General features: G+C 71.7%; 15 protein-coding genes. 8 read left to right on the forward strand and 7 right to left on the reverse strand.

Features of this window, described 5'->3' with window-relative positions:
* Positions 1-961 precede the first annotated feature (961 nt).
* The 3 genes from HH310_RS13670 to HH310_RS13680 all read left to right on the forward strand — a co-directional run bounded on the left by HH310_RS13670 (position 962) and on the right by HH310_RS13680 (position 2,916).
* The gene (locus HH310_RS13670) at positions 962-2,299 is read left to right on the forward strand and encodes an amidohydrolase family protein (protein ID WP_248293991.1); all 1,338 of its coding nucleotides are present in this window, start codon (positions 962-964) and stop codon (positions 2,297-2,299) included.
* 75 nt (positions 2,300-2,374) lie between these two features.
* The gene (locus HH310_RS13675; RefSeq protein WP_169175902.1) at positions 2,375-2,737 is read left to right on the forward strand and encodes a helix-turn-helix domain-containing protein; all 363 of its coding nucleotides are present in this window, start codon (positions 2,375-2,377) and stop codon (positions 2,735-2,737) included.
* Entirely contained in the window at positions 2,734-2,916 is a 183-nt protein-coding gene (locus tag HH310_RS13680) for a hypothetical protein (RefSeq protein WP_169175903.1), read from the forward strand. The genes HH310_RS13675 and HH310_RS13680 overlap by 4 nt, the downstream gene beginning before the upstream one ends.
* Positions 2,917-3,255: 339 nt before the next feature.
* Here HH310_RS13680 and HH310_RS13685 read toward each other — a convergent pair whose 3' ends face one another.
* Positions 3,256-4,104 carry a sulfurtransferase gene (locus HH310_RS13685; protein WP_169175904.1) on the reverse strand — a complete coding sequence of 283 codons (849 nt, stop codon included), beginning with the start codon at positions 4,102-4,104 and terminating at the stop codon, positions 3,256-3,258.
* Positions 4,105-4,249: 145 nt separating this feature from the next.
* Here HH310_RS13685 and HH310_RS44805 point away from each other — a divergent pair, with 145 nt between their 5' ends.
* Positions 4,250-5,623 (forward strand): FAD-binding oxidoreductase, encoded by a 1,374-nt coding sequence (locus HH310_RS44805; RefSeq protein WP_312034052.1) that lies wholly within the window; start codon positions 4,250-4,252, stop codon positions 5,621-5,623.
* Here the strand turns inward: HH310_RS44805 and HH310_RS13695 are convergent.
* On the reverse strand, positions 5,599-7,515 hold the full coding sequence (locus tag HH310_RS13695; RefSeq protein WP_211192119.1) for an alkaline phosphatase family protein: 1,917 nt from the start codon (positions 7,513-7,515) through the stop codon (positions 5,599-5,601). The genes HH310_RS44805 and HH310_RS13695 overlap by 25 nt on opposite strands.
* Positions 7,512-8,081 carry a hypothetical protein gene (locus tag HH310_RS13700; protein ID WP_169175906.1) on the reverse strand — a complete coding sequence of 190 codons (570 nt, stop codon included), beginning with the start codon at positions 8,079-8,081 and terminating at the stop codon, positions 7,512-7,514. The genes HH310_RS13695 and HH310_RS13700 overlap by 4 nt, the downstream gene beginning before the upstream one ends.
* Before the next feature lie 108 nt (positions 8,082-8,189).
* Here HH310_RS13700 and HH310_RS13705 point away from each other — a divergent pair, with 108 nt between their 5' ends.
* From HH310_RS13705 to HH310_RS43790, 4 genes are all read left to right on the forward strand, one after another.
* Positions 8,190-8,666, forward strand: a complete 477-nt coding sequence (locus HH310_RS13705) for a DUF6069 family protein (RefSeq protein WP_211192120.1) — start codon at positions 8,190-8,192, stop codon at positions 8,664-8,666.
* A 3-nt stretch (positions 8,667-8,669) separates the two neighbouring features.
* On the forward strand, positions 8,670-9,158 hold the full coding sequence (locus HH310_RS13710) for a hypothetical protein (RefSeq protein ID WP_169175907.1): 489 nt from the start codon (positions 8,670-8,672) through the stop codon (positions 9,156-9,158).
* Positions 9,159-9,258: 100 nt separating this feature from the next.
* Complete coding sequence (locus HH310_RS43785) at positions 9,259-9,774, forward strand: hypothetical protein (protein ID WP_169175908.1); 516 nt, start codon at positions 9,259-9,261, stop codon at positions 9,772-9,774.
* Positions 9,771-10,256, forward strand: coding sequence for an RDD family protein (locus tag HH310_RS43790; RefSeq protein WP_169175909.1), 486 nt, complete (start codon positions 9,771-9,773; stop codon positions 10,254-10,256). The genes HH310_RS43785 and HH310_RS43790 overlap by 4 nt, the downstream gene beginning before the upstream one ends.
* Here the strand turns inward: HH310_RS43790 and HH310_RS13725 are convergent.
* The 4 genes from HH310_RS13725 to HH310_RS13740 all read right to left on the reverse strand — a co-directional run bounded on the left by HH310_RS13725 (position 10,253) and on the right by HH310_RS13740 (position 16,626).
* Positions 10,253-12,835 (reverse strand): LuxR C-terminal-related transcriptional regulator, encoded by a 2,583-nt coding sequence (locus HH310_RS13725; RefSeq protein ID WP_169175910.1) that lies wholly within the window; start codon positions 12,833-12,835, stop codon positions 10,253-10,255. The genes HH310_RS43790 and HH310_RS13725 overlap by 4 nt on opposite strands.
* A gap of 293 nt (positions 12,836-13,128) precedes the next feature.
* Positions 13,129-13,428 carry an SHOCT domain-containing protein gene (locus tag HH310_RS13730; RefSeq protein WP_169175911.1) on the reverse strand — a complete coding sequence of 100 codons (300 nt, stop codon included), beginning with the start codon at positions 13,426-13,428 and terminating at the stop codon, positions 13,129-13,131.
* Between the two features lie 6 nt (positions 13,429-13,434).
* Entirely contained in the window at positions 13,435-13,893 is a 459-nt protein-coding gene (locus HH310_RS13735; protein WP_211192121.1) for a DUF6325 family protein, read from the reverse strand.
* 81 nt (positions 13,894-13,974) lie between these two features.
* Positions 13,975-16,626, reverse strand: coding sequence for a LuxR C-terminal-related transcriptional regulator (locus tag HH310_RS13740; protein ID WP_169175912.1), 2,652 nt, complete (start codon positions 16,624-16,626; stop codon positions 13,975-13,977).
* Positions 16,627-16,750: the final 124 nt, after the last annotated feature.

A 16,750-nucleotide genomic window follows, 5' to 3' on the forward strand; every position in this document is an offset into this window, starting at 1 on the left:
ATAAACTCTCCAAGGTCCACAAAACGTCGGCAAAATTGGTCGAACAAGAGCCGCAAAAGGGGAGAAAGATACTTCCACATTGGACCCGTGTCTCACATCGCGGACCTCTCGTCCATGATGCGGTCGACAGTTCCGCACAACGGACACTTGTCCCACATCATGGGCAGCGAACCGACGATCAACCTCCGGGATCGTCGAGCGTCGATGCCCAGCGACCGATGGCGGACGCGCGCGGCGTGAATCAGCGAGCGGTGCAAGTTAGTCCGGGAGTCGTCGCGGGGCCGGACGCCGAACTATGCGGTGACGCCGGGCTGCAGCGAGCCGTTCCAGGATTCATTGCGGACGGTGACGGTCGAACCGGTGACTGTTGCGATGCCGCCCCCAGGTCTGGCTCAGGGTCTGGGCCGTGGAGAGGGTCCAACTTATCTGCCAGGGAGCGGAGGCGGGGAGGGGACACGGCATTTCCCTTCGGTGCGTGATGGACATCGACGGGAGCGCTCCCACGGTAAGGGTAGCGGACGGAAAGCAGCAAGCCCGGCGAAAGGAAGGACGGCGAGCATGCACTCGCCGCCGGCGGAGGCGGCCCGGCGGAGGCGGCGCAGCGGAGGCGGCGCAGCGGAGGCGGCCCGGCGCAGGCGGCCCGGCGCAGGCGGCCCGGCGCAGGCGGCCCGGCGCAGGCGGCCCGGCGCAGGCGGCCCGGCGCAGGCGGCCCGGCGGACAAGCGTGAGGGCGAGGTCGGCGCTGAAGCGCCAGAACGCGGAGGCGCTAGACCGCCACAACGCCAAGCAGGACCGGGGAGTGCCGGCGACCGGCCAACGAGGGCGGTCGACGCCGTGGCGTCGGTCACGTCGGCGGCGCGCGTGGGCGCGTAAAAGCAGCCCCCGGTGGCCTGGGTCACCCAGACCAGGGTGAACCCGCGGGCGCCCACTGCGTGAAGAAGGGCAACAGAAAGGTGATTGCCTTGACTCAGATTCCCTTGCGCCTGCGGGCGCCGGTTCTGCTGACCTGTGACGTCGTCTGTTCGGTCGTGCGCGACGCGGTCGTGGACATCGCTGCCGACGGGCGGATCGCCTACGCGGGGGCGGAGCGCGACGCCCCGGGCTGGAACGGGGCGGTGCGTGGCCTGACGGGCATCCTGATGCCGGGACTGGTGAACACGCACGCGCATACCCCGATGTCGCTGCTGCGCGGGCGCGGCGGTGACCTCCCCCTGACGGACTGGCTGCGGAACGCCATGTGGCCGGCCGAAGGGATGATGGCCGCGGGTGACACGCGCGCGGGCATGATGCTGGGCTCGATCGAGATGTTGCGGCGCGGGGTCACGACGAGCACCGAGATGTACGTCCACACGGACGAGATGATCGAAGCGGTCGCCGCCACCGGGGCGCGGGCCGTGCTGACCGAGGCGATTCTGGCCGGGCCCGCGGGTGCGTCGTGGGAGGCGAGCGTCGCGGACATCGGCAACCGGATCGACAAGCTGGGGCTGGTCACCGGGCCGGGCGGGCGGATCGAGCTCGGGTACGGGCCGCACTCGGCGTACGAGCTGCCGCTGCAGGCGCTGCGGGCGATCGGCGAGGAAGCGCACCGTCGCGGGGCGCTGGTGCACATCCACGTGGCGGAGACGGTGGGCGAGGACCGGCCGCAGCGGGCCGCGTTCGGGTCGGTACCGCAGCTGCTCGACCACGTCGGGCTCACCCAGGGGCGGCTGCTGGCGGCGCACGGGGTTCACCTGGATCCGCGGGACATCGCGCTGTTCGCCGAGGCCGGGACCGGGGTGGCGCACTGCCCGTCGTCGAACGCGAAGCTGGCGGCCGGCGTGGCGCCGGTGGTCGAGCTGCGTGAGGCGGGCGTCCGCGTCGGGCTCGGCACCGACGGGCCGGCCAGCAACGATCGGCTCGACCTGCTCGAGGAGGCGCGCAGCGCGGCCCTGCTCGCCCGGATGCACGGCGGGGATCCGGCCGCGATGAGCGCGGTGGACGCGCTGATGCTGGCCACCCGCGGCGGTGCGGAGGCGCTCGGTCGCGACGACATCGGAACCGTGGAGCGGGGGCGGTTCGCCGATGTCGTGCACGTGAGTGTCGATGACCCGGCGTTCGCGACCGGCCTCGACGTCCCGGACGACGAGCTGATCGCTAACCTGGTCTGGGCGGCGGGGTCGCGTACGGTCACCGATGTCTGGGTCGCGGGCGAGCGGGTCGTCGAGGCGGGTGAGCCGGCGCGGGTCGACCGGGAGGCCGTCGGTTCGCAGGTGGCGGCCGCTGCGGCGCGTCTGCGCGTACCGGCGGTGGCGGCACGATGAACGGACGCACGGGGAGAAATGTCGGGCGTGCGGGCCGTCACGTGAACGATAGCGGTAGAAATCCGTCATAAAGACGTGAGCCGATCACCGCTTACCACCGGAACACCGCTCTCGCCCGCCGTCGAGCTGATCTTCACGCGCTGGACGCCGCATATTCTGTGGCTCCTGCACATGAACGGCCCGGCGCGCTTCGGGGACCTTCAGCGTGGGCTGGCCCCGCTCGGCACGGCCATGCTCGCCCGGCGTCTGCGGGAGATGGAGTCGGCCGGTCTCATCGAGCAGCATCCGTACCGCATGCGGCCGCCGCGCGTGGAGTACTCGCTGACCGAGCTCGGCCGCTCGGTCGTGCCGCTGCTGTCGGCGGTCGAGCGCTGGTCCGCGGACCATCTGTCCACAACAGAGAGTGCGCGGAATTCGCATGGAGGGGACGACGAATGAAGCACCGGACCGAGAGGCCGGCCACGCCGGCGGACACGGCAGGCCGGCGAGACGACCAGGCCGAGCCACGCGACGTCGCGCAGACGTTCCAGGAGATCGTCGAGCGGGAGTGGGGCCGTACCGGCCGCGCGCCCTGGGAAGACCCCCGTTACTCCTGCGTAGCGCCTTTCTGGATCTGAGACATGCGAACGGCCCGCCCGGATTTTCCCGGGCGGGCCGTTACATTTTGCTTTTCAGACGATCCGGCGCAACAGGTGGAACGCGATTTCCTCGTTGACCGGTGATCGCATCGCGGAGATTGCGGAACGCGCTGGTTCCTGGATGTCGCGGTGAGCTGCCGGCCGGCGGTGTACTCGCTTGCGAAGTTTCATCCTACAGATTCCCCCCTTGGACTCTGCACCCCGTTCTGGAGAACACCATCCATTCTGCTCGGTGCTCACGAAATGACAACGAAATCAAGGCGTGAGCCCGCCCACGCAGCGAGGCACGAAAATGACAGATAGACGACAGAGAAAGGGTCAGGCGGTACCCGGCTCGTCCCCGAGCGCGACCGGCACGCCGATCAACGACCCGTACTCGGTCCAGGAACCGTCATAGTTCTTGACATTCGGCCGGCCGAGCAGTTCTTTCAGGACGAACCAGCTGTGCGACGACCGCTCCCCGATCCGGCAGTACGCGATCGTGTCCTTGCCGTCGATCAGCCCGGCGTCGCCGTAGATCTTCGCCAGCTCGTCGTCCGACTTGAACGTGCCGTCCTCGTTGGCCGCCTTGCTCCACGGCACGTTGATCGCGGTCGGGATGTGCCCGCCGCGCTGCGACTGCTCCTGCGGCAGGTGCGCCGGTGCCAGCAACCGCCCGGAGAACTCGTCCGGGCTGCGCACGTCGACCAGGTTCTGCACGCCGATGGCGGCCACCACCTCGTCGCGGAACGCGCGGATGGACAGGTCGGGCGGCGACGCCTGGTACGAGGTCCGCGAACGCTGCGGCACCGAGGTCACCAGCTGCCGGGCGTCGAGTTCCCATTTCTTCCGCCCACCATCGAGTAAACGCACATCGCGGTGGCCGTAAAGTTTGAAATACCAATAGGCGTACGCGGCGAACCAATTGTTGTTGCCGCCGTAAAGCACGATGACGTCGTCATTCGCAATTCCGCGCGACGACATCAGCTCGGCGAATTGCGAACCGCCGACAAAATCCCGGCGAACCGGGTCCTGCAGATCGGTCCGCCAGTCGATCCGGACGGATCCCGGGATGTGTCCACCGTCGTACGCGGTGGTGTCCTCGTCGACCTCGACGAAGACGATCCCTGGTGTCCGCAGGTTCTGCTCGGCCCAATCGGCCGACACGAGAGCGCTCTCACGACTCATACAAGCAACCCCCTAATAGATAGCCCTGCCGCCAATAACGGATGTGCACGGGGAAAGTTCATCTCCCAAAATGACCGGTCGTCTGATAACGAGATGCCGTCGAATGACCGACGTCGTCCGCGCACGGCACGCGGACAGTCATCTCGTGACAGACAAGTTCGACTGGCTGCGTGACCATGTGACCGGGGCGGTCTTCGTGCCCGGCGAGACCGGCTACGCCGCCGAGTGCTCCACTTTCAACCTGCTGACCCCCCTCACGCCGCCGGTGGTGGTGGGCGCGACCGGCGTGGCGGACGTGGAGGCCGCGGTGCGGTTCGCGTCCGCGAACGAGATGCCCGTCGCCGTACGCGGGGCCGGCCACAGCCAGCCGCACCAAGCCTCCGACGCCGTGCTGATAACCCTCGACCGGATGACCGCGGTCCAGATCGACGAGGACAGCGCGGTCGCCCGGATCGCCGGCGGCGCGCGCTGGGGGGACGTCGTCGACGCCACCGCACCGCTCGGACTGGCCGCCCCGGTCGGCTCGGCGACCACCGTCGGCGCCATCGGCTACGTCCTGGGCGGCGGGCAGAGCCCGATCCTGGGCCGCGCCTACGGGTACGCGTCGGACTACGTCACCGAGTTCGAGGTGGTGACCGCGGACGGGGTGCGGCGCACCGCCAACGAGGTGGAGAACGCCGACCTGTTCCAGGCCCTCAAGGGCTCGCGGGGCAACTTCGGCGTCGTCACCGCCATGCGGATCGCGCTGCTGCCGGTAGAGACCCTCGTCGCGGGGGGCCTCTACTTCCCGGGGAACGACGCGCCGCGGGTGATCCGGGCGTGGCGGGACTGGGCGGCGAAGCTGCCGGACGCGGCCACCACCTCCGTCTCCATCCTGCGGGTCGCGCCGATGCCGCATCTGCCGCAGGTGTTGCGCGGCCAATTCGTCACGGCCATCAGGTTCGCGTACGCCGGTCCGGTCGGCGAGGCCGTCGAACAGTTCGCGCCGATGCGCGCTCTCGGCCCGGCGATGCTGGACACGGTCGAGGAGGTTCCGTTCGCCACCGCCACGACCATGCACTACGACCCGCCGACCCCGGTGCCGTTCCTGGAACGCGGGATGGCCCTGTCCGACTTCACCGACGAGGCGATCAACGCGCTGATCAAGGTGGACGGGCCAGGGTCGTACAGCCCGCTCGGCAACGTCGAGATCCGGGCGCTGGGCGGCGCTCTGGACCGGGCCCCGGCGCCCGACGCGAACCCGGGACGCGGGGCGGCGTACCAGGTCGTGGCCGTGGGCCGGGGCACCGCGAACGACTCCCCCGCGGTGCTGACCGCGCTGGACGCGCTGGAGCAGGCGCTGCAGCCCTGGCGCGAGGACCGGCAGCCGCCCAACTCGATGACGCCGGAGCAGGCCGGCGTCGACGAGGTGCGGCGGGTGTACGGCCCGGAGCTCTTCGACCGGCTGGCCACGCTGAAGGCGAAATACGATCCGGACAACCTGTTCCGGGTCAACTACAACATCCCGCCGGCTCTCTGACCGAGGCGTTCGAGCCAGCCGACGAGCCGCCGGTGCACCGCGTCCGCGCCGTACAGCGGCGGCCCGTCCAACGGCCAGTCCGCCGGGTGTACCAGCATCGCCTCGTTCTGCCAGCCGCCGAGGCCGCCGTGGCAGCCGACCAGTTCCTCGAACGCGTGCACCTCGAAGGTGTGCGGGTCGAGCGTCGAATGCACGTACAGGTCGGGGGCGTTGCCCATGGTGCCGACCCGGAGCAGGTCGAAGCGGGCGTGCGGGCCGAACGGCGCGAGCGGGTCGCTCCCCTCGACGGTGTCGTCGGCCAGGACGTGGGTGCCGGCGCTGCCGATGGCGACCGGCCCGCGCGCGCTGTCCGCGACGAGAAACCCCACGCCGGACTCGCTGAGCAGACCCGGAATCAGCTTCGGGAAGCGTTCGGTGAGCTCTTCCAGCGGCACCCGGCCGGGCAGCCGCGGGAACCAGACCAGGCCCAGGTTGCCGGAGCCGACGACGACCAGCTCGGGCCGGCCGGAATAGGAGGCGGTCTGCGGTGACCCGACCATGGCGGCCGCCGGGCGGCCGGTCTCCGCGTCGGTGGTGTCCGCGACGACCGCGGACAGCCCGGAGTGCTCCCGCACCGCGTCCTCCAGCCCGCGCCCGGTGAGCTGGCGGAACGTCGAGCCCTGGCTCTGACCGTGGTCGGAGAGCACCACGAACCGGTAGTCGCGCGGCGCCGCCGCGGCCACCTTCTCCAGAAGGTCCAGCACCCCGTCCAGCCCGGCGAGCGCGGCCAGCGACTCCGGCCGCACCACCCCGGCGTGGTGGGCGATCTCGTCGTAGTCGACGAAGTCCACGAAGATGACCGGGGCGCCGGCCATCATGTGCTCGGCGACCAGCCCCACGTTGAGGTCGCGCAGCATCGCGTTGGTCAGGCCACGCAGAGCCACGTACGAGCCACGCCGCCGGATCCGGGGCTCCACGCCGCGCAACCGTTGCCGCCGCCCCTGGTACAGCTCCTTGGCCATTTCGCCGAGCGTGCGCACCAGCGCCCGCACGAAGACGAACGGACGGGCGAAGAAGCGCACGTACGCCGCCCCGTTGTGCTTTCCCGTACGGCTCATCACCATCTGGGTCGTCGGCGCGTCCCCGCTGAAGATGTTCGACACGCTGACCCCGCCGCCGGCCAGCAGCCCGCGACCGTCCGAGATCCGGGCCTCGATGACCGCGGCGTCGGCGGGCCGGTTGGCCACCAGCAACCTGCCGGACTCCTTCTCGTACCAACGGAACGCCGGGATCTCGTCGTTGCGCCCGTGCAGCAGCCCGGCCTGGCTGACCGGGGTGGTCGAGGGCACCCGCGCCCACCACTTCACCGCCTCGTGACTTCCGGAGCGCAGCCAGCGGGCCAGGGTCGGCAGCGCCCCGGACGCCAGCCCGAACCGCAGCACCGGGAACGAGACGCCGTCCCACTGCACGATCACCACGCCGGTCCCGGGGATCCGGTCGCCGGACGGCGGCCGCCGCCGGACCAGGTCGGCCACCAGGTAGGAGCTGTCGTTGACGCCGAGCAGCCAGCGCACCGCGGTGAGGACCAGCCCGACCAGCAGCAGGGTCGCCACCGTCGTGCCGGCTCCCCCGGTGGTGACCCCGGGCGCCACCAGCAGCGCCAGCTCCACCAGCAGGAGCTGGGCCAGCCCGCCGAGCAGCAGCGCGGCGAACGGGCCGGCGCGACCGGCCAGGGCACGCAACGGCGGGCGGGACAACGCGTCACCGACCGCCATCACCAGGGCCACCAGCACCGCCGTCCACCACGAGGCGAAGGCCAGCCCGTCCAGCACGGCCGCCGCGATCAGCAGCGCGGCGGCGGTGGCGACCAGCCCGAACAGGGCATCCCGCAGGTCGCGCGCGGTGGCCCTCACCGGTGTCTCGTCCAGCGCGGGCCGATCTCGCTCCACTCGTCCTGCCACGCCCGCATCCGCCGCCGGTCCAGCACGAGCCGCACCGTGGCCTTGGTCAGCACCAGCGCGCAGAGCACCGCCAGCACCGCCACCGTGGTGGCCAGCGCCGCCTCGGTGCCCGGGTGCGGCGGCTCGGGCGCGGTCACCGGTTCCCCGGTGCGGTCGATCCACAGCCCGATCCGGTCGCCCGCGGACAGTTTCCCGGCGACCTGGACCGCGCCGACGTGCTCGGCGCCGGACGGGGCCGACCAGCGGGCCCGCGCCACCCACAGGTCGGCGGGCATCCCGGTGCCGTCGCTCGGTGCGGGCTCGGACGCGTCGTCGAGCAGCACCGCCTCGACACGGGCGACGCGGTCCCGTACACGCGAACTCTGTCCCTCCTCGGACCGGTATGCGACGTTCCAGACCCATGCCCCTACCAGCGGTGCCACCAGGAAGAACGCCACCACGAGCAGCAGTCCGAGCCGGCCCTCGACGCGGTCGGACCGGCGGCTCATCTCGCTGCGGCGCCAGGCGAACAACCTCACGCGCCGAGCATCACCGCACCCACGGGGAGACGGCGTCATCCACGTTGGATGAGGTGACCTCGGCGGCGGTCGGCGAGCCTCGCCTGGACACCCCCATCGGGAGGACTCATGACCGAAATGTATCGATCGTCGGCCGCACCCCCGCAGCCGGCGCTCAACGCCGGCAAGCTGTGGGCGGGCGGCCTGGCCACGGCGTTGCTCGCGGCGCTCATCGCGGTCGTCGGCATCGTGATCGGCCGCGGCCTGTTCGACGTGCAGGTGCTGGCCCCCAAGGGCGACGGTGTGTGGGGCGACGCCAGCACCTTCTGGTATGCGCTTGGTGCGGCCGGCGGCAGCCTGCTCGCGACCGCACTGGTCCACGTGCTGGTCCTGTTCGCGCCCAAGCCGATGCGCTTCTTCGGCTGGCTCATCGCGCTGGCGACCATCGGCGCGATGGCGGCGCCGTTCGCCACCGACCAGGAGACCGGATCGAAGCTCTACACCGCGCTGCTGAACCTGATCCTCGGCGTCGCGATCGGCTCGCTGGTCGCCGGCTCGGCCCGGGCCGCGATCCGGCCGGTCGCGCCGGCTCGCGCCTACCCGTAGCCCATGCGCACCCTCCGCGTCACGCACCAGCACCAGGAGGCCACCACCGCGGGCATCTACGGGATCATCGTGGGTGCCGCGGTGGTGTCCACCTCCCCCGCCGAACGCGCCGTCGCCGTGGTGATCAGCGTGCTGGTCACGCTGGTCATCTACTGGGCCGCGGAACGCTACGCGCGCATCGTCGCCGAGCGGGTGCACGGCGGGCAGCGGCCGACCTGGCACACCGTGCGGGAGCAGGTGACCACCGGCTGGGAGATGATCACCGCGACCTTCCTTCCGCTGCTGGTCCTGGCCTTGGTACGTCTATTGGGCGCAACGTTGCTGACCGCGGAGATCGCCTCGCTGGTGTGCAGCACGATCCTGCTCGCCGTCGCCGGCTGGCGGATGGGCGCCAACGGCCGCCTCAACCCGGCCGAGCGGCTGGTATCGACACTGGTGGCCGCCGCGTTCGGCGCCGGGATGATCGTTTTGAAGGCCTGGCTCAAGCATTGACCGGTTCATCCCGCTCGGATGAGGCGGTCGCCGCCGCGCCCGGATGGGATCGCGGCAGCGCCGGCCATCCCGGGCGCCGCCGCAGCCTGAGGAGGACACGATGGACGACAACAAGCTGACCTTCGGCCCGGGACAGGTGCGTGACGTCGCGGTGGGTGCCGTGGCCGAGGCCGAGGTGGTTTCCGTACGCGTGTTCGCCGTGATCCGCCGCGGGATGGCGGATCCGCGCGCGACGCTGAGCGGCGGCGCCGCCCTGGGCATGACCACCCTCCGCGCCCGGATCGCGGCCCTCGCCGAACGCGGCGCCGCCGAACGCGCCCGCGGCTGGGACTGGGCCACCGCGCGACTCAACGCCGCGGTCCGCTCCGTGGCGACCTCCCCGCCCGTCGACCGGGCCGTGGACGCGCAGCTCGAGCGCCTGCTGCGCCCGCTCGTCTCGACCGTGCTGGACGACATCCTGGAGATGCTGGAACGCGATCCGGAACGGATCCGGGCGCTGGTACGCAGCCAGCGCACCAGCATGGTCGACGAGCTCATGGACCGGGTCCGCTCGGGCGCCGCGGCCGGCGACCACAGCGTCGACCGGGTCACCTCGAAGGTGCTGGGCGAGCGGTGACGACCGCCGCGCGCCACGAGTATGCCGGGATCGTCAGCCGGTCGGTGGCGTACGTGGTGGATGCTCTGATCGTGGTCTTCGGCGTCTCCGGCGGGATCGCCGTGATGGGCGTGGTCGCCATGGTCGCCGGTGCGGCCGCGCGCGACATAGCCCAGGCGGCCGCGTCGGCGTACGTGTTCTTCCTGCCGGCCGTGCTGGCCGTCTACTGCGCGGTGTTCTGGCTGCTCGCCGGGCGCACCCCGGGAATGGCGCTGCTCGGCGTGCGGGTGATGCGCAGCGACGGGCGGCCGGTGGGCTGGCTCGGCGCGTTCGTCCGCGGCATCCTGCTGGCGCTGTTCCCGATCGGCTCGCTCTGGCTGCTCGTCGACCGGCGGCATCAGGCCGTGCACGACAAGGTGGTCCGCACCGTGGTCGTCCGCGATCCCGGGCCGTCATCCCGGCTGGATGAGGTACCCGTGCGGGCCGGATCGGAGGCGGTTTAGAGCAGGCCGATCTGGTGCGCCCGGACCACCGCCTCGCGACGCCGGGCGGCACCGAGCTTGCGGTAGATCGAACGCATGTGGGCCTTGACGGTGTTGACCGAGATCTTGAGGTCCGCGGCGATCTCGTTCGCGGTCAGCACGCTGGGCAGGTACCGCAGGACGTCGCGCTCGCGGTCGCTGAGCGGCTCGGCCGGCGCCGGGGCCTGCCTGGCCGGGATCACGTCGGCCAGGATGTCGCCGGCGACCGGGGCGACCGCTTCCTGCAGCCACTGCAACCGCTCGCCCAGCGCGGCCATCCGCTCGTTGTCGAAACGGTGGAACGGCCGTCGTACGCCTTCGGTCTCGGCCCGCGCGACCGCCCGCGCGAAGGCGTCCGCGGACTGACGGGCGTGCCCCTGCGCGTCGGCGATCAGCGCGGTCACCAGCCATGCGGTCGTCACCGAGACCGCGTCGGTGCTCTCCCGGACCCGGGCGAGCAGGATCTCGGCCGCCGCGTACTCGCCGGACATCTCGTACGCGCGGGCGAGCATCACCTGTTCGGCCGGCAGCATGACCTTGCCGGCGGCGTACCGGTCGATGACGGCGTCGTGATCGCCCAGCGCGAGGTCGGCCTCCGCCTCGGTGAGCGCCAGCCAGCGGTCGAGCAGGGGGGCGACCAGCGGCCAGCGCAGCCACGTCCGGCACCGGTGCAGCAGATCCCGGGCGGCGACCGGTTCCCCGGTGGCGAGCAGCGTCTGGGCGCGCACCATCGAGGCGACGACGCTCAACGTGGTCTCCGGCCGGTCGCCGGCGGCGTGCAGGCCACGGCGCAGGGCGTCCTGAGCCTCGGAGACCCGGTTGCGTTCCAGCTCGATCAACGCCCGGGTGAGGTGCGCCGCGGTCGACTCCACGGTCAGGCCGAGGTCGTGGCGGCGGGTCAGCTCGTCCACCGAGTCGATGTAGTGCTCCGCCTCGGTCAGCGAGCCCTGCAGGTAGACGAGCACGGCCAGATGGGCGTACGCGGTCATCTCGACGAGCTCGACGCCGGCGGTGCGCGCCGCGGCCGACGACGCCCAGAGGAACCGGTCGGCCAGGTCGGTGCGGCCGGACCAGAGCAGCCCGATGCCCTTGAAGCTCAACGTGATCGCACGGTATTGCAGCAGGGACGGCAGCCGGTCCATCCGCATCGACCCGAGCAGCGCCAGGATCCGCGACGTGTCCTCGATCAGCGCGGGCATGTCGCCGTCCATCCGCGGCGCCACGACGACGCCCATCACCGCGGCGGCGAGCTGCTGCGCCGGATCGCCGTCGATCATCGCGCCCACCCGGACGAGCTGATCGCGCACCCCGGCGTAGTCGCCGCCGGCGAACAGCAGCAGGGCGGCGCACAACGCGAGGTCGGCGTTGTCGGCGAGGTGCTCGGCCGGGATCCGGCGCAGGATGCCGACCAGCACGGCGCGCTCGCTCGACACGGCCATCGGCAGGGCGTGCTCGACCACCAGCCGGGCCAGGAACGGCCAGTCCCCGGCTTCCGCCGCGTGTTCCAGCGCGTCCCGGACACTGCCCTGCGCGGCGTACCAGGTGGCGGCGCGTACGTGCAGCTCGGTGACCAGGCCGGGCGAGCGTACGTCGGCCTCGTGGCGCAGCACGTCGCGCAGCAGGCCGTCGTAGCGGAACCACTGCCGTCCGGGACCGTCGCCGCGGCTCACGAAGCAGTTCGCCCGCTCCAGTCCCTCCAGGATCCCGGCAGCGTTCGGCGCCCTGGTCAGCGCCTCGGCCAGCGAGCCGCAGACGCGCTGGGCGACGCTCGTACGCAGCAGGAAGTCCCGGGTGTCCGGCGGCAGCGGATCGATCACCTCGCGCATCAGGTAGTCCCGGACGGTGTCCGGCCAGGTGCCGTCCGGCGCGGCCATCAGTGTGATGCCGACCGGCCATCCCTCGCTGCGTTCGACCAGCCGGGTGGTCTGGGCCAGCGACGCCGGCACACCGTGCATCATCAGCAGGTCACCCGCCTCCGGGATGCGGAACGCCAGCTGCGGCCGCCGGATCTCGGTGAGGTCGCCCTCGACGCGCAGCCGGTGCAGGGCGAGGTCCGGCTCGGTCCGGCCGGCCAGCACGACGCGGAGCTGATCCGGCAGGCCGGCCAGGAGCCGGGAAAGGCCGTCCAGCACCGGACCGGCGGGCAGGACCTGGACGTCGTCGAGGACCAGCACGGTCCGGGCGCTCAGGCCGGCGATCCGCTCGGTCAGCCACGGCGCGAACCCCTCGTCGCCGGGGCACAGCGGCAACGGGCCGCCGTCCGACGCGCCGAGCGCCGCCAGCAGGTGCGACCAGAAGGTGTGCGGGTCCGCATGCCGCGGTTCGAGGGTGAGCCAGGCGATCGGCGCGGGCACCATCTCCGCGGTGCTCCACGACGCGAGCAGGGCGGTCTTGCCCCAGCCGGCGCCGGCGCAGACCAGCGTCACCGGCCGCCGCGTCGCCGCGTCCAGCGTGCGCAGCAGCCGGCGCCGGATGAGCAGGGTGCCCGGGACGCGCGGACGCCCCAGCCAGGCCGCGGTTCCGGCCTGGTGGGCGAGCGCGGCGTCGTGCGCGCCGTTCATGCCAACCCCCTCACCGGATGGCCCGGCTGGACGACGGGCAGGCTCCCCTGTGGACACCCGCGTGCCGAACACTCTCAGTGAAGCGGTGCGGCGACCAACCCTGCGTACCCTTCCAGCTACGCAGAGCGATGTCGAGCCTGGTGGCGACGGTCGCGTCGCACGGCGCAACTCAGAGAAGTGGGCTGATCACTATTCGTGTATAACGAGCGCTTTGTAACCACCGCAGCACAACATGCCGCGATTCTCAAGGCCTAACATTGGGTCGTACTGACGACACTTGACGTGCAGTTTTCCTAACTGCCGAGAATCTGGGCCTTTTGGCGTTCCAGTTCCTCGTCGGTGAGCAGGCCCTGCTTCTTGAGCTCGGCGAGCTGCTGCAGCTGGTCCAGCCGGGTCTGCATGGGATCCTGCGCGGACGGCGGCGGTGCTGCCGCGGGAGCCGGAGCCGGCGCCTGGGCTTGCTGTTCCTGTTCCTGCTCCTGTGCTTGGCGCGACCAGCGGCCGGCCTGACGACGGGAGACCCGGTTCGACACCGACGTCGCGGTGCCGGCGATCACCGCCGTACGAGCGATGCCGCGCAACAGTCCGGGCATGATCGATCACCCCTTTCCCGCGGTTACCGGCGCGGTCTCGGCCTCGGTGGCGTCCAGTGCCGCCAGAATCGCCTGGACGTGGATCCGCCCGCCGGCGACCAGTTGCGCCCCGGCCCGTCGCAGCGCGGTGGCCAGCGGCGCGGCCCACAGGTTCTCGTAGACCATGATCACCGCGGTGGCGCCCGGGGTGAGCACCGCCTTGGCCTCCTCGAGGTCGTCGCCGCCCAGGATCCCGGACGACGCGCCGTGGAAGACGCCGAGCCCGGACTCCTCCAGCTCGTGCCGGTCGATGACGACGATCGAGCCGTCCCGGCCGCGACGCACGAACATCATGTCCAGCACCCGGATGATCCCCCGGTCGACGAGGTCCACCAGCCGCGGCAGCGCTTCGCCGTTCAAGCCGCCCGGCGGGAACTCGACGCAGAGGTAGTCGACCGGCCCCATCTGCTGTAGATCGTCGGTCATGGTTCCCCTTCCGAAGATGTCGTGGGCCAGCGTCGCCCGTCCGGGCAAGGCGGCACGTCATCCCGGGCGAAGGAACGGCCCTCAGATCAAATTGAGCGAACGGGCCCGCCGCACCGCCTCGTTACGGCGCGACGCGGACAACTTGCGCAGGATGCTGCGCACGTGCGTCTTCACCGTGTTGATCGAGACGAACATGGACGCCGCGATCTCCTCGGTCGGCAGCATGGCCGCCATCCCGCGCAGCACCTCCAGCTCGCGCTTGCTCAGCGACTCGACCAGCACCGGGTCGGTGTTGCGCTCGGCGCTCTCCCGCGCCGAGGCCTCGCTGGGCGCGCCCAGCGCGTGGTATTCGACCACCAACTCGTCGTCCTCGCGCAGCACCCGGCGCAGCTGGGTCCAGGCCTGGTTGAGCATCCGCCGGTGCGCCTCCGGGGCGGCGGCGCGCAGGGCACGGCGCAGCGACTCACGCGCCGCCGGCACGTCGTCCATCCCGGCCGCGCGCATCGCCAGCAGCAACCACGCGTCCACGGCGACCGGCGCGGTCACCCGCGAGCTGTCGGCCACGGTCCGGACGATGTCGTACGCCTGTTGCGACTCCCCGCCGGCCAGCAGCAACGCCGCGCGCACCACCGACACGTCCGGCTCGCGGGAACCGGCCAGCCGGTCGAGCAGCTCGCGAGCCTCGTCCAGGTGACCCGCGGCAACCGTCATCCGGACCCGGGCCAGCAGGTTCTCCCGGACCAGCCACTCGGGCGCGCCGCGCACCGCCTCGGCCTCGCGCAGCACCCGCATGGCACCGCGCAACTCGCCGCGGGCCTGCAGCCGCCGGCTCTTCACGATCGCGAACGCGGCCACCGCGGTCGGGTCGCCGCCCGACCGGCAGCGCGGCTGCGCGATGCGCAGATGCCGATCGGCGGCCTCGACGTCGTAACGCTCGAGCTCGATCCAGGCGAGCGCGAGCCGGCCCGCGACCGGACGGCGCTGCACGGTCAGCCCGTGCTGTTCGGCGAGCTCGATGGCTTGCCGGGCGAGCGTCTCGGCCCGGTTCAGATGACCGCGGTATGCCTCGATCAGGGCGAGCCGGCCCATCGAGTCGATCTTCGGAAGCTCGCAACCCGGCTCGGCGCCGGAGATCGCCGCGGTGAAGCTGGCCGCGGCCCCCTCGACCGCGCCGGCCCGGCTCTGCACGACACCCTTCGCGGCGAGCAGCAGCACCGGCAGCTCGGGATGGGCGTCGCGATGCTCCGCCGGCAGGACGGCGAGCAGCGTCTCGGCCTCCCGGATCGCATCGGCCACCACGTCGGCGTCCCCGGCGACCGCCGGGTGGACCTGGACGAGCAGCCGGGCCAGCCGGAGAGCGTCATCCTCGCCTCCGCTGAGCCGAGCGCACCGCTCGGCGTACCCGGCTGCCGCCTCACCCAGGCCGTCGGCGACCGCGAGTGCGGCTCGCACGACGGCGGTCTCGGTGCCGTCGGCCGTCTCCGGCATCGTCCGGAAGACGCCGCCCAGCCGCCCCCGCATCCCGTCGGTCACCAGCTTGCCGACCGCGTGCGCCCCGACCACGATCCGGGCCGCCTCGGTCCAGTCACCGGCCCGCGCGGCATGCCCGGCGGCCTCGGTGACCGCGCCGCGTTCGGCCAGCCACTGCGACGCCCGCAGGTGCAGCCCGCGCCACTGGTCCGGTTCCTCCCAGGTCAGCTGGGCGCGCAGCAACTCCGCGAACAGGCGGTGATAGCGATACCGGCCGGTGCCGCCGCCGACCGGTTGGATGAACGCGTTCTCCCTGGTCAGGTTCATGAGAATGCGCCGTGCGTCGCAGCGCCGGGTGACCGCCTCGGCCAGCTCCGGCGTGAAGTCGTCCAGCACGCTGGTCTCGACCAGGAACCGGCGTACCTCGCTCGGCTGGGTGCGCAGCACCTCGCCGATGAAGTATTCGGCGATGGTGGTGTCGTCGCCGGAGAGGGTCGCGACCACCTGCTCCGGGTCCCGGTGGCTCTGCAGGGTGCTGGCGCACAGACGCAGGCCGGCCGCCCAGCCCTCGGTGTGTTCCAGCAGGGCCGCGAGGGCGTAGTCGCTCAGCTTGACGTCGTGCAGGTCGAGCAGCCGTGCGACCTCGTCGGCGTTGAACGCCAGGTCGCCGCTGCGGATCTCGGTGAGCCCGCCGGCCAGGCGGTACCGGTACAGCGGCAGCGGCGGGTCCCACCGGCCCACCAGGACCAGCCGTAACCGCTGGTCGGCGTGCCGGAGCACGAACTCGAGATCGGCGGCCCACTCGCGGCCGTCGAGCTGGGACACGTTGTCGAGCACCAGCACGATCGGGCGGGGCAGCTCGCCCAGGGCGGCGGCGAGCCGGCCCAGCGAGGAGCGTTCGAGCGACTCGGACGGAACCAGCGCGGGCAGCTCGGCCAGCGACGGCGCGGCCCGGCGCAGAGCTTCGATGACGTACGTCCAGAAGCTCGACGGCTGGTCGTCCTCGTTCTCCAGCGTCACCCAGGCGGGCGCGTCGGCCGGTGCCCGGCCCGCGGCCCAGGACGCGACGAGCTGGGTCTTGCCGCATCCGGCCGGGCCGGTCACCACGGTGATCGGTTCCTGGGCACCGGCCGCCAGCCGGGCGACGAGCCCGGGGCGCGCGACCCAGAACGGTGGTGCCTCCGGGGTCGCAAACTTGGATTCAAGGATGGGACTTTCCGGATATGTCGTCGATGCCTGCGGAGCGATCATGTCGATGGTCATGCCGTAGCCCCCTGGTCATCCGGCAACTCCCGGATTCACGCTTGTTCACCCGAGGGGCACGCACATCGTTCGGATCGGATAATTCGAGGCCGCAACCTCGCACTTTTCGCAGTTGGCGAAGCTT

Origin of the sequence: Actinoplanes sp. TBRC 11911 (assembly GCF_012933445.1) — a bacterium.
In the GTDB taxonomy this organism is placed as follows: domain Bacteria; phylum Actinomycetota; class Actinomycetes; order Mycobacteriales; family Micromonosporaceae; genus Actinoplanes.

Bases quoted from the DNA above. Each gene is read 5' to 3' on its own strand.
- HH310_RS13680 (WP_169175903.1), top strand. From the start codon at position 2,734: ATGAAGCACCGGACCGAGAGGCCGGCCACGCCGGCGGACACGGCAGGC.
- HH310_RS13685 (WP_169175904.1), bottom strand. From the start codon at position 4,104: ATGAGTCGTGAGAGCGCTCTCGTGTCGGCCGATTGGGCCGAGCAGAAC.
- HH310_RS13705 (WP_211192120.1), top strand. From the start codon at position 8,190: ATGACCGAAATGTATCGATCGTCGGCCGCACCCCCGCAGCCGGCGCTC.
- HH310_RS13710 (WP_169175907.1), top strand. From the start codon at position 8,670: ATGCGCACCCTCCGCGTCACGCACCAGCACCAGGAGGCCACCACCGCG.
- HH310_RS43785 (WP_169175908.1), top strand. From the start codon at position 9,259: ATGGACGACAACAAGCTGACCTTCGGCCCGGGACAGGTGCGTGACGTC.
- HH310_RS13725 (WP_169175910.1), bottom strand. From the start codon at position 12,835: ATGAACGGCGCGCACGACGCCGCGCTCGCCCACCAGGCCGGAACCGCG.
- HH310_RS13730 (WP_169175911.1), bottom strand. From the start codon at position 13,428: ATGCCCGGACTGTTGCGCGGCATCGCTCGTACGGCGGTGATCGCCGGC.
- HH310_RS13735 (WP_211192121.1), bottom strand. From the start codon at position 13,893: ATGACCGACGATCTACAGCAGATGGGGCCGGTCGACTACCTCTGCGTC.
- HH310_RS13740 (WP_169175912.1), bottom strand. From the start codon at position 16,626: ATGACCATCGACATGATCGCTCCGCAGGCATCGACGACATATCCGGAA.